Source organism: Cesiribacter sp. SM1, assembly GCF_020178975.1.
Classification (GTDB): domain Bacteria; phylum Bacteroidota; class Bacteroidia; order Cytophagales; family Cyclobacteriaceae; genus Cesiribacter.
In genome coordinates this window covers 1-12,586 of record NZ_JAHXBU010000016.1, presented here as the reverse complement: position 1 = coordinate 12,586, position 12,586 = coordinate 1, and the positions used below count along the sequence as shown (strand labels likewise).

7 protein-coding genes are annotated in these 12,586 nt (G+C 42.6%); 4 read left to right on the top strand and 3 right to left on the bottom strand.

Features of this window, described 5'->3' with window-relative positions; translation table 11 throughout:
* Window positions 1–8 precede the first annotated feature (8 nt).
* Window positions 9–3,224 (bottom strand): SusC/RagA family TonB-linked outer membrane protein, encoded by a 3,216-nt coding sequence (locus KWJ01_RS03540; RefSeq protein WP_224995044.1) that lies wholly within the window; start codon window positions 3,222–3,224, stop codon window positions 9–11.
* Between the two features lie 1,077 nt (window positions 3,225–4,301).
* Here KWJ01_RS03540 and KWJ01_RS03535 point away from each other — a divergent pair.
* Window positions 4,302–4,604, top strand: a complete 303-nt coding sequence (locus KWJ01_RS03535) for a helix-turn-helix transcriptional regulator (protein WP_224995043.1) — start codon at window positions 4,302–4,304, stop codon at window positions 4,602–4,604.
* Window positions 4,605–4,806: 202 nt separating this feature from the next.
* Here KWJ01_RS03535 and KWJ01_RS03530 read toward each other — a convergent pair whose 3' ends face one another.
* On the bottom strand, window positions 4,807–5,553 hold the full coding sequence (locus KWJ01_RS03530) for a DUF3427 domain-containing protein (RefSeq protein ID WP_224995041.1): 747 nt from the start codon (window positions 5,551–5,553) through the stop codon (window positions 4,807–4,809).
* Window positions 5,546–5,977 carry a very short patch repair endonuclease gene (locus KWJ01_RS03525; protein ID WP_224995031.1) on the bottom strand — a complete coding sequence of 144 codons (432 nt, stop codon included), beginning with the start codon at window positions 5,975–5,977 and terminating at the stop codon, window positions 5,546–5,548. Before KWJ01_RS03525 ends, KWJ01_RS03530 begins: the two co-directional genes overlap by 8 nt.
* A 521-nt stretch (window positions 5,978–6,498) precedes the next feature.
* On the opposite strand from KWJ01_RS03525, the gene KWJ01_RS03520 reads away from it, so the two are divergent.
* From KWJ01_RS03520 to KWJ01_RS03510, 3 genes are read left to right on the top strand one after another with little or no spacing between them, the layout of a single operon-like run.
* Entirely contained in the window at window positions 6,499–7,602 is a 1,104-nt protein-coding gene (locus tag KWJ01_RS03520) for a DNA cytosine methyltransferase (protein WP_224995030.1), read from the top strand.
* Complete coding sequence (locus KWJ01_RS03515) at window positions 7,568–10,480, top strand: ATP-binding protein (RefSeq protein WP_224995028.1); 2,913 nt, start codon at window positions 7,568–7,570, stop codon at window positions 10,478–10,480. The genes KWJ01_RS03520 and KWJ01_RS03515 overlap by 35 nt, the downstream gene beginning before the upstream one ends.
* 2 nt (window positions 10,481–10,482) lie before the next feature.
* Window positions 10,483–12,153 carry a response regulator receiver domain gene (locus tag KWJ01_RS03510; RefSeq protein WP_224995026.1) on the top strand — a complete coding sequence of 557 codons (1,671 nt, stop codon included), beginning with the start codon at window positions 10,483–10,485 and terminating at the stop codon, window positions 12,151–12,153.
* Window positions 12,154–12,586 lie beyond the last annotated feature (433 nt).

Below are 12,586 nucleotides of genomic sequence, written 5' to 3'. Positions count from 1 at the left end.
GGGTTAGGTTAAAAATCGGCCCGCAGGCCCAGGGCCAGGGAGCGTGGTGCCGGCATGGTACGGTAGTCAGGGTCCGGCACCTTATCCGTTGCCTTCCAGAGAATTCCCAAATTACGGGCATAGGCGTAGAGCTGCAGCTGCCGGAAAGGCAGGCGCTCCCACTGCTCGCGGCTAAGGGTGTAGCTAAGGTTTACATCCTGCAGGCGGAGATGATCGCCCCGCTCTACCAGGGCTTCCGAATACAGATAAAAGTCATCGCGGTAGCTGTTCCCCCTTTCCGGGATGGAAGGCACCTGTGTAAAGACTTCATCTCCCGGCTGCTGCCAGCGATAGGACCAGTCGCCATGGCCACCCAGCCCCCTGTTGTTGCCATAGCGTATTGACTCCCGGCGGAAGTAGTAGCCCAGGCTGTAGGTAAGGTTGCAGGAGAGCGAAATCCCCTTCCAGCTAAAGGTATTCCGCAGCCCCCCGAAATGCTGCGGCTGTGCCGGGCCGTGGTACAGGAGACTGTCGCCCGTCATGTTATTGATGATGGCGCTCCAGTCCTCGCTCCTTTCCCCATTCAGCCAGCCCTGTGGGTTGCCGTTGAGGGGATTCAGGCCCGCCCAGGGAATGGAATATATGGCCAGGGGCGGATAGCCCTCTCTGGGATACAAACCGAAGCTAAGGAGCTGGTAAAGCCCGGCCTCCGCCTCGTAGCCGGTCACCAGGGTCCTGGCATGGCTCCACAGCCAGTCGGTCTGCCAGCGGAAGTTCCCCTGGAGGTTAAGGCTGCTTAAGGTCAGGTCTACGCCCCTGCCCTCGGTAGAGGAAACATTGCCCCGGAACTGGCTGCGGCCGGTCACTGGCGACAGCAGGGCATCGCCGATCAGGTCCTCTCCCCGCTTCAGGTAATACTCGAGGCTGCCGCTTAGGCGGTGGTTGCGGGTGGCAAAGTCCAGGCCCCCATTCAGGATCCTGACCCGCTCCCAGCGCAGCGCGGGGTTGGGCGGGTTGGTGATGCTGGCATAGGGCAGGCCCGTATCCCAGCTGCGGCCCTGCAGGCGGGCGGTGGTAAAGGCCGTTACGCTCTTGTCGATATTGCCGTTGTAGCCCCAGCTGCCCCGCAGCTTCAGGTAGGGCAGCGCCTTCCAGCGGTAAAAGCTTTCCCCGTGCAGGTTCCAGCCCAGGCCCGCCGACCAAAGGGGCACCCCCCGCTGGTTCGCTTCTACTCCGAAAAGGTTGGAAAGGTCGCGGCGGCCGCTTAGGGTGAGCAGGTAGCGGCGGTGGTAGGTATAAGCCGCATTGGCATAGTAGGAAATAAAGCGATCATGCAGCAGGCTTAGCTGCTGCCCGCCCGGAACGATCTGCCGCCGGCTGGGCTGCTGGTACTGCGGATAACGCGTTACCCCATCGTAGGGCGCCACTAAGAGCCCCTCTTCCTGGTAGCCATAATAGCGGAAGCTGCTGGCGCCCGTTTCCATCCCTTTCATCTCCCAGCCCGCCAGGGCGTTCAGCTCATGGCGATCTCCCCACAATTTGGCAAAAAGGAGCTGTGCCCGCAGGTTGTGGGTTTGAGAAAGCCGCCTGCGTTCGTCCAGGATGCCGCCCATGGGAATAGCCCTGCTTAAGCTGCCGTCGTCCTCCAGCTGGGTGAAGCGGTTCACCAGGTCGCGGGCGTAGTAGCTGTCAGCGCCATAGTGGTCGCGGCCCAGCCCGTTGCTGTTCCAGTACTGGTAGCGCAGGCTGGCCTGCAGTTCCGGCAGCAGCTGGTAACCCAGTTCCAGGTTGGCGCGGAAGTCCCGCAGGCGGTTCGACCTGTCTACCAGTTCCCGCTCCTCCAGGGGTCGGTAGCGCCAGTCGGGCAAACCCGCCGCTTCCGCTCCCTGCACAAAGCCCAGACGGTAGTCGCGGATCAGCGGCAGCGGATTTCCCCCTTCATCAGCCAAGCGGCTGTAAGGCGGCAGCGCATCAAAATTAGACTGCCGCAGGCCCTGCGGATCCAGCCCGTTATTCACGGTACGTCCCTCGATATAGTAGAGATCGGTAGAGAAGCGGAGCTTCTGGCGGAAGAAAGCCCAGCTGTTCTTGGCGTTAAGCGTGATGCGGCTGTTTTCATCCCCTATCAGCCGTTCCAGGGCTTTATCGTAGCCCGCCGAGAAGTAGTAGCGCTGGCGGTGATCGCCACCCCGGAGGCTGGCGGCAACCTGCTGGTGCAGGGGCTGCTGGTACAGATAACGTTCAAAGTCCTTGCGCACGTCCCCCTCCTGCAGCCGGGCCCGCTCCGCTTCCAGTTCCGCATCCGTGATACGGCCCTCGCGGTGCAGGATCAAGAGCTCTACAAAGGGGCTGATGGCGCGTTTATCGGCCGCCCGTTCGTAAGCCCCGTAGTAGCCCCCTTCAAAGAGTGCCTGCTCGGTCGCCATATAGTCGCCTGTCGACATGCGGGGGATATAAAAAGCATCGGGCTGCTCCCCTACCGTTACATTGCTGTTAAAAGATAATTGCGGGGCCTGGCCATGGCGGCCCTGTTTGGTGGTGATGACGATCACCCCGTTGCCCGCACGGGCACCCCAAATGGAGGCAGCTGCCGCATCCTTCAGCAGGGTAATGTTTTCTACATCATTAGGGTTGATGGAGGCCAGGTCGCCGTCGTAAGGAAAGTTGTCGACCACGATCAAGGGCTCGCTGTTGGCAAAGAGCGTGGAACGGCCGCGGATACTCAATTCCCGTCCGCCGGCCTGCGGCTGCAGGAGCAGGCCCGAAGCAATGCCGTCCAGACGGCTAAGAATATCGGGACTCACGCTGCGGTTGAAGAGTTCCTCGTCCACCTGCACAAAAGAGCCTGTGCTCCGTTCCTTCGGCAGCTGCTGGTAGCCGGTGGAGACGATCTCCACGGCCATGAGATTTTCGATGTCGGGCAGCAGGCGCACTTCCAGGAAATCAGTGGCCGGCAAGGGGAATTCTTCGGTGGTGTAGCCGATGTAGGAAACCTGCAGGGTATCGGCTCCCGGACGTACACCAGGAGGCAGGCGCAGGCTGAAAAGGCCATCGCTGTCGGTAACGGTGCCCCCGCGGCTGGCCTTGAGCAGGAGGTTCACGCCCGGCAGGGGCTGTCCCCCTTCGTCGAGCACCTTTCCGCGGAGGATGCGGGCATCCCGCTCCGCCTCTTCCTGGGCATGGGCGGGAAGTGACCAGCGCAGGAGGAAGAGCAGGAAGTAAAAGATGAGTAAATGGATCTTCATATTCGTGTGGGTTGGGTATTGGAACAGGCCCAGGAGCCTGGATAAGAGTTACAGGGATACGGCACAGGTGGACCGGGCTTCTCCCGGAGCTTCCCCCTCCCCTGCCGCTGGGCTTGCCGGCTGCAGCTGGGGAATTGGGGGAAGCTTGGAGAAGGCATCTGCGGGTAAACAATGGTAAAAAAGGGGCGGCCCGCGTAGGGTGCCGGGGCAGGCCCTGCCGAAATACTTACTAACCTAAAGGCAAAGCGACCCCTGTCGGGCCTGCACGGCCCGAAAGCAACTAAACGTGACACACCCCTCCTGAAGAGGATCTTGTGTATTGTTGTAGACAGCCAAAGGAGGAGTGTCTACACCTTAGCCCTTTACCACCAGAAGCGGGGCGGCGGTGTCGACATCATGGGAAAGTGGGTCGACGGCCTCCCGAAAAGGCATAGCAGGGCCAGTCTGCATAAAATGGTGTTCATGCGGATGGAGTTTGATGTGTCAAAAAGGGGAAAGTGCTGGAAGAGAAGCGCTGCCGGCAAGCCCAACCTTCACAGGAAGAGGCAGTGCATACATAATCGCACCACCCGAAGGGGGAGCAGATCAGTGTGGAGGACGGTGGCAGTGCAGCCAGATGTGACGAGCGTGTTCCATTGCGAAAAGTTTAGAGCCAGACTGTCTGCAGTGGTTAACAGGAGCAGCCGGGAGTGCATATATCAGGTCATCATCGAAGGAAAAGCCGGGTTACAAACTTGCGCCATGAAAGAGGCGTGGAACCCAACTTAACCCGTTACTGAGGTACTTGCATACCCGACCACGAATAAGTGGGCCCACGCCCATAGCGTGAGCTTCTCACTTACCGTCTCGTGGTCAATGAAAGGTGCCAGTTTTCTAAGACGAGACAATCAGTGCGACTGCTTCAAATGCTATAAATTTTGAAGTATCGCAAATATAAAATTCAATATCAAAATTCTTCTAAACTGGAATTAGTTAGCAGTTTAGAAGCCTTGACTAACTAGATCAAAGGTAAGCAATTTTTAAATATAGGACAAATATGTCCTAACAATTTTTGATAGCCTGTAACAATTTGTCCTTGTGAAAAAACCAAATTACAAGGACCAGGAATTTATAGATAAAGTTCGCAAACGAATTCTAGAAATTTGCGAGGAAAAAAATATTGGCCAGGAATGCTTAAGTGACAGAACAGGATTTGATTTGAGGCAGGTAGGACGAATCTTAAGGGGAGAAACAAATACATCCATTAGCAACATTGCCCAAATATCCAGGGCTATTGGTGTTCACCCTTCTGTGCTTTTTAATTTTGAATTCGATATACCAGATGAATATGTCCCTCCAGTTGAAAAAGGTGGTAAGAGAATGAAAGGTAGCCCAGAATAAAGACTATTTACAATCTAACATTTATTTCCAACTGATCTACATAATATTCCTATTCCCCAATTAATAGTTAATACACTATGCGTCAGAAATTCCCCTTTCCGAAGTATTGAATCTTGTTGTAGATGTGCCTGATTTTTCACAAAATGTTGATTGAGAATTTTAAATATCTCATTAATGAATATTGTGTCATTATTGGCATTTACTAATGGATAGACAGTCTTTCTCTCAACTCTTGTACCGACAAAGCCGGCACTTTTCTATGAACCATTGCATGACAATTAGGGCAAAGGGGAATCAAATCTTTGATAGGATCAACAATGTATTCTTCCTTTACCTCAGACAAAGGTTTAACGTGATGCACATGAATAAAGTCCTTGCCCAATTCGCCATACACACTCTCAAAATTAAATCCACAGCATTTACAAGACGTTCCGTGAAATTCCAAGCACTCTCTACGAGCCGCAATATTTCGTTCGTATTTATTTACTTTGATTAATTTACAGGCACCTTCATAATAAAAATCAGGTGTTACTAATTCCTCAGCTAAGATTACAGGGTTTACTTGCTCATTGTATCGAAGTGACCAGGTAATTTTCACAGGTCTAGTATCTTCAAAATCTTTCGCAACTCCACAACCCTCAAAAACAAAAGGATCTCGATCTCCCTTTCTTGTAAACAGATAAACATTGCCACTAGGATAAAGGAGCTCTTGAATAGATTGATGGTTCAATCTAGATTGACTTTTGCCGTACCAAACTAGCTCATCACCATTCCAATAATTATCATAATCGTGCCCTGTTCTTCCTGCAACACCTATATTAGAAAAAATAAACACATCATTCTCATACTTTCTATATCCTGTATCCCAGGCTCCCCGTTGTAATTCCTTGGGTACATTCAATATATGATATATTTCCTTTTTTGTGTAGGTAGCGCCAATCTTAAACATCCTTTTTGCTTTTGATTTCTGAAATTAGACCCTCCAGCCGTTTTTCTCTTTTCTCTTTAGATTTGATTTCACATTGCCAAACCACAACTACCTTCCAGCCCTCTTCTTCCAACTGTCTTGTATTCCGTGTGTCACGTTCTACATTTGCACCAATCTTTTCTTTCCAGAACTCATGTCTCGTTCTAGGGAGTTTAGCTGCTTTACAACCTTGATGCCCATGCCAGAAACATCCGTTTACAAATATTGTGGTGTTGTACTTTGGTAAAACAATATCCGGTTTACCAGGCAAATCGCTAACGTTCTTCCTATACCGAAACCCTTTTCCAAATAAGAACTTCCGTACTGTTATTTCTGGCTTTGTTTCCTTTCCGAATATCTTAGCCATAATATTCGATCGCTTTTGTTGGGAATAAATATCAGTCATTTGCAGATCTAGTAAGTGAGAAGTTCTTCAACATTACTCGGTAATCACAAAGATGCTCATTTAATATTTTCCTGCTGAAAACCTGCCTTACCATGCTGATCATATATCTTTTTCCAGCTGTAAAAGGTGGCTGTGCTTACGACAGGCTGAAATGGCTCCTTCTTGCTCTGCTGCCTGCACGATTTTTAACTTCTCCTGCTTACTCCGTCTCTTGTACGATTTGCTCATATTTCCCTAATTTAAAGTTTCTGATTTCTGTTTCAAAAACTCTCCATTCTTTTATGGGACTAAGACAATTTTATCTATAGGCAAGTGAGGCAGTGAATCTGGCATTAGGGTTGATTCTTTGATGCTAATGCAAGGCCTCCTCGCTTATATCCTGCTAGCCTTACATCTAATCCATTTATAATCTTTTGTTCACTTTTTTGTTTGAAGTCTACTTAACAACATGGGATTGATAAAGAAATTAATAATTCCTATGTTTACAGGTTATAGAAAAGCCTATAAATAAGTAGTCAGATATGCCAAAAAAAAATACTGAGAACAACACTAGCGCTTTGAAAGCAGTGGACTTCTTTTGCGGTGCTGGTGGTGTAACTTGTGGTTTTCTAAAAGCAGGTATAAATGTTCTTGGCGGAATAGACATAGATGAAACTTGTAAGGAAACATATGAGAAGAATAATAACTCAAAATTCATACACTCAGACATTTCTAAATATAAGCCAGAACAGCTTCAAAAAGATTTAAATATTACACCCAACGATGATAATCTGATATTTATTGGTTGTTCTCCCTGTCAATATTATACAATAATAAATACATCAAAAGAAAAGTCTGCGAAATCAAGATTGCTACTTGAAGATTTTAAAAAATTTGTAGATTACTTTAGGCCAGGATTTATTTTTATTGAAAATGTACCAGGTCTTGAGTCGAAGAAGGAAAGTCCGCTTCAAACATTTAAGCAGTATCTATACGAGACAGGTTATTTTATTGATGATAAAATAATAAATGCATTAGATTATGAAGTACCTCAGAATCGTAAAAGATACGTCCTTTTAGCATCTAGAATAACTAATGTAATAGCTATTCCTAAATTGAAATGTGGAAAGGGAATGACTGTACGCAATTTTATATCAGAAGAAAAAGGTTTTGATAGAATTCCTGCCGGGCACAAAGATTTAACTGACTTTCAACATTCTTGTGCTGGCTTACAAGCTATCAACATCGCTCGTTTAAGAAGTACACCTCCAGATGGTGGAACAAGGCTTGCATGGAAAGATGATCCAGAGTTACAATTACCTTGTTATGTAGGCAAGGATGATTTATTTTATGATGTATACGGAAGAATGTATTGGGACCAACCATCCCCTACTATAACAACAAAATTTTACAGTACATCTAATGGCCGATTTGCACATCCAGAACAAAATCGGGCAATTTCTATAAGAGAGGGCGCTGTACTTCAATCTTTTCCTTTAGATTATAAATTTTATTCGAATAGTATTGAAAAAGCTGCAAGGATGATTGGAAATGCCGTGCCACCTAACATGGCAAGAAAAATTGGTCAGGAAATTATAAAAGCTAGAAAAAATGCCTCAATTCAGAGCCAAAGCAAGAGCAGTTGATCTTCTAGGAAAAGGACAAATTGCTGATTTGCCTACAGCAATTTCTGAGTTATGGAAGAATGGCTATGATGCATATGGGGATAAATTACAAGCTTTTCTTTATTTGGATGGGTATGTAGATTCTTCTGAACCTGTTTTTGTTATTTCTGATGATGGTAAAGGAATGACAAAAGAAGATATTACTGATAAATGGTTTGTATTGGGCACAGACTCAAAATCAAGAGGAGAGATTGATATCAAGGGAGAGGATACTCTTCATAAAGAGCCACGAATTAAAATGGGTGAGAAGGGCATCGGTCGACTGGCTGTAGCTTACCTTGGTCCTCAAATGTTAATGCTAACTAAGAAAAAAAAGCACCAACTGGAGGCAATATTTTTTGATTGGAGGATCTTAGAGAATTATAACTTATTTCTAGAGGATATTCATATACCTAATAAAACTATTGTATCCGGTTCTACCGCTGCTAATATTTTCAATGATTTAAAAGACGAATTTTTATTAAACTTTCCTGCGATTAATCCAGGTCAAAGGGATCCTTGGAGTGATCAACAAGATTTAAGGCGAACAATAATTTCTGATTGTTTAGATCTTTCTTTACCCGACTTTATTATTGATAACCATATAAATGATCTTGCAAATGATCCTCTAGGTTCCCACGCAACACGTTTTATAATTTTTCAGCCAGAACAACAAATATTAGATTTAAAGAATTTTTCTAAAAAAGATGAAAATCAAGATAAGCAAGATGAAAACTCTATAAATCATACAGTTTCTGCTCTTGTTGGACTATTTAATTTATTCAAAACAGATGATCCAATATATAAAACTCATTTTTGGATCAAGGATAGCGAAAATGGTGAATATGATCTTCTAAATTTTAAAGAATTTTTCACTCCAGAAGATTTTCATCACAGTGACCACATGATTGATGGGAGATTTGATGAAAAAGGCAATTTCTTTGGTAAGGTAAGGATCTATAAAAAAGAGATTGAACACAATTATAAGCCTATTAGAAAGGAAAAACTTACAAGTTTTGGTCCCTTCGAGATTAAATTAGGATATGTAGTAGGCAAAAAAGAAGAAACATCTTTGAATGATGAACAATGGCGTATTTTCGGCGAAAAGCTGGAATTATACGGTGGATTGTACATCTACAGAGATCATTTTAGAGTACTACCTTATGGAAGAGCAGAGAATGATTTTTTAGAGTTTGAAGAGAGAAGAAATAAATCAGCAGGGGATAACTTCTTCGCAAAGAGAAGAATGTTTGGATATATTGAAATATCACGAGATTTAAATAAAAGATTAGTAGATAAGTCTAGTAGAGAAGGATTTGTAAATAACCTCGCTTATAGAGACTTTAAGTCTGAATTGATAGCTTTTTTTAAAGATTTAGCAAAGAAATATTTTGCTACTTCTTCAGAGTTTGATTATAAGAATCAACAGAAGGAAGAGATTAGAAAGATGTCAGAAGCTGAATCCCAAGAAAAAGAAAGAGACAAAGAAGCAAGAAAGCAGTTTTCGAAGAATTTAAAAGAATATCCACAGGCATTAGACTTTCTTGAGACACATTACGTGACTCTCATAAAGAGCTTGGAGGAAAAAACAGCCACTTCAGATGTAGCCTTTGATGAAGTACGTATTATATTAAAAGAACTAGATGAATGTAAAATCAAGGCACAAGCATTCAAAATATCTAAACCAGCCAGATTTGCACCTACTCCATTACAAGAAAAGAACTATTATGCTTATCAGAAACAGTTATCAAAGTTTCAAAAAACAGTTGAAATTTCAGATAGAGTAATCAACTCTGTACAAGAGAAATTAAAAGTACAAGATCTCTTTGTGGAATTTGAAAGCAAGCACAAATTATTTTCAAATACATTGAAGAACCAATTCTCTGAATATGACAATCGGTTAAAGTTTATAAATAATAAGTTCATAAAAGAATTGGCCAATGAAGAAACCATTTTTCTTTCTGATTACGAAGCTAAGTATCAAGCTATTATTCCGCCAAAAACTGATGTTGATGAAATATTTCTTAGCTTGAAATTATTAGAAAGTATTTTTAAGGATACTAGAGAGAAGGTTTCTAATAGAATTGCTCCTTATTTATCACACCTAGAAAGAGTAAACTTTGATGTCAAAGAGGATGATTTAGTTGGTTTTTATAAAATGCAATTTGAAGAAATGAAAGAAGAGTGGAATAAAACTTATGAGCTAGCTCAACTAGGAATCGCTGTTGAAATAATAGATCATCAATTCAATACTCTATACTCTCAATTATCAGAAAGCATCAAATCTCTAAAGATAAATTTAGTAAATAACAATGAAGCATTACTGAGGTACAACGTTCTAGTAAATGCATTTAATCATCTCGAAGACAACTACAAATTATTACAACCTTTATACAGAACAACTGGAAGAATTAGGAAAGATGTAACTGGCAAGGAATTATTTAATTACATCCAAGATTTTTTTGGTACTAAGCTTAAAGAGAATAATATCCATTTTGAGATAACAGATAAAGCATCGGATTGGAGTGAGTTCTCATACGAATCAGTATTTAAGCCAGTTTTAATTAATATAATCAATAACGCAATATATTGGCTACAACCAGTGGAAGACAAGAGAATCTTGATTGATTTTCAAGATCAAAAATTGTTAATTTTAAATTCTGGCCTTCCTATTGATGAACATCTTCTAGAAAACATTTTTAAGTTATTTTACTCTGATCGTCCCAAAGGCCGAGGAATTGGTTTGTATCTCGCGAAAAAAAGTTTAAATGGGATTGGATTCAATATCTATGCAACTAATGACAGAAAATATAATATCCTTAATGGTGCTTGTTTTATCATTGAAGCAATAAATAAATAAGTATGAAATTGAATAGTTTTGAAGATGTTGCAAATGAGATAATAAGTAAATCTATTGGATCTATAATGTTCATTGACGATGATTTAGCTGAACCTTTTGAGCCTTCCACTGATTCAGAGACTGAGCTTTCTAGAGGAGTTTACCAAAGCTTTCGAAGGGAAGATAGGTCAATTGATTTATATAAGTTCAAGGATTTTGAAGACTGGCAAAACAGATCTAATTATACTTTAGAAGGACGTGATTTATTGATTTTAGATTGGCAACTTTCTAAAGTTGGGGTAGAACATTCACCAACTGTGGCCATCATTGCTGAAGCTATTAAACGCCCAAACTTGCATTTCATTTGTATATATACAAGTACACCAAGCAGAGACTTTTCGGAGATTATTTATGCTATCAACAGTTACTTTGCACCTTTTTCAAAAGATATCTTAGAAGAAGATAAAAAGGCTATTGAAGAAATATTAGAAAATAATGGCTTTGAATTCAAAAAGATATTTGATGAAGATGTTCAAGCACTATTGAAGGAAATGGTTCTCTATAAAGACAGAGCCGGCATAATTTTTAAGGATTTAACTAATAAAATACAAGAGAAGTCAAATAATGAGGTTTTCAAAGAAATCAGGCAGCATTTCATTGAAAGAATAAAAAAGAAGGTTTATAATAGTTTGCCATATTGCTTCTGTGGACTAGGCTTTCTATTAGCTGGTGAAGATATTAGAGGCTCTTCAATCAATGAAGCTGAAGAAATAAAAAATAATGTCAAGCAAAATTTTTTAGTTGTCAACCATACAATTATTGTAATCAATAATAAGACGGAAATAAAGCCTCAGAACCTATATGAAAGATTTAAACAGGCTATAATTCATAACTCAGGTAACTTTTTAACCCTCATGGCTCTTGAGATGAGAAATCTATTTAAAGAATCCTCGGGTTTTATTGGCAAAGATATTGACAGTATAAATGAGTTAGCTTTCTTTCATCACAGAGAAAATTCAATCCCATCCGAATCGTTTTATGATTTTTTAAGAGAGCTATGGAAAAGTCAGGCTGCTTCATTTTTGTATGATGAAGAGAGGCAACCAAAAATATTTCGCACTTTGGATGAATATAAAGACCAAAAAGGGATTAATGAGCAAATGACTCAATTTTTGGCATCGCCGCAAGAATATCAGCAGCACTTAGGTAAACTAAATTTTTATTACAACAATCTTGTTACAACAAGGAAAAAAAATGATGAAGTAAGATTTGGTGACATCTTTAGAATACATAATGGTGATGATATCACTGATCAATATTTATTATGTATTACAGCACATTGCGATTGTTTATATGCTCAAGATAAAATTAACAATATGTTTTACTTCGTCAAAGGTAGCAAGGGTAATCTTCAAAATGCTTTGAGAGGTGGTGATACAGAATTTAATTCCTACATAACGAATTCAGGCACTATAGATGTAATTAATTGGTTCAACAAGCCTTTCACTGTATATATTTCCCCAAAGTTCAACAATATTCAAAATTCTATTGAGGTAGATCTCGGTGCTGATAGACGGAACTTAATTTACCACAGTACCTTGAAAGAAAATTATGCTCAGAGAATTGCTAATAATGCTTTTGTTTATCCCTTTCATGTTGGAATTTATTTTGCAGATACCAAAAGCCTAAAGTAGATTGATAGCTATCTTTAATTGTAAGCTTCCCGGCAAATAGGACAGTTTAAAAGCGGCAGTGGGGCTGCCCCAGCCGAGCTGTAGAGGAAATCACCTTCGCCGGGCCCCGGCGGCTTTAAACTGTAAACAATGAAAAGAGAGACCTTTACCCCAGAAAAAATTGCCAAGATCCACAAAGAATTCGAGCCGGGGCGCCGGTGCGACAGGTAAGAGTGCAGCCGATATTAGTCGAGAACATGGAGACTGCTAAACAAGAGGTACTGAATGGGGCGGTTGCGACACTAATAAATACAATGCGGTAACATTTGGCTATTTCGGTGGGACCATGCCAGGGATTTCGGTCAAACAGTGCCACTTTGAAAGATGCTGCAAAGTAGTGAAAATTAGTTACTCGTTTTTCAAAATTCCTTTTCTTAATGACTCTCCTTTCAGG

Bases quoted from the DNA above. Each gene is read 5' to 3' on its own strand.
- KWJ01_RS03515 (WP_224995028.1), top strand. From the start codon at position 7,568: ATGCCTCAATTCAGAGCCAAAGCAAGAGCAGTTGATCTTCTAGGAAAA.
- KWJ01_RS03510 (WP_224995026.1), top strand. From the start codon at position 10,483: ATGAAATTGAATAGTTTTGAAGATGTTGCAAATGAGATAATAAGTAAA.
- KWJ01_RS03525 (WP_224995031.1), bottom strand. From the start codon at position 5,977: ATGACTGATATTTATTCCCAACAAAAGCGATCGAATATTATGGCTAAG.
- KWJ01_RS03520 (WP_224995030.1), top strand. From the start codon at position 6,499: ATGCCAAAAAAAAATACTGAGAACAACACTAGCGCTTTGAAAGCAGTG.
- KWJ01_RS03530 (WP_224995041.1), bottom strand. From the start codon at position 5,553: ATGTTTAAGATTGGCGCTACCTACACAAAAAAGGAAATATATCATATA.
- KWJ01_RS03540 (WP_224995044.1), bottom strand. From the start codon at position 3,224: ATGAAGATCCATTTACTCATCTTTTACTTCCTGCTCTTCCTCCTGCGC.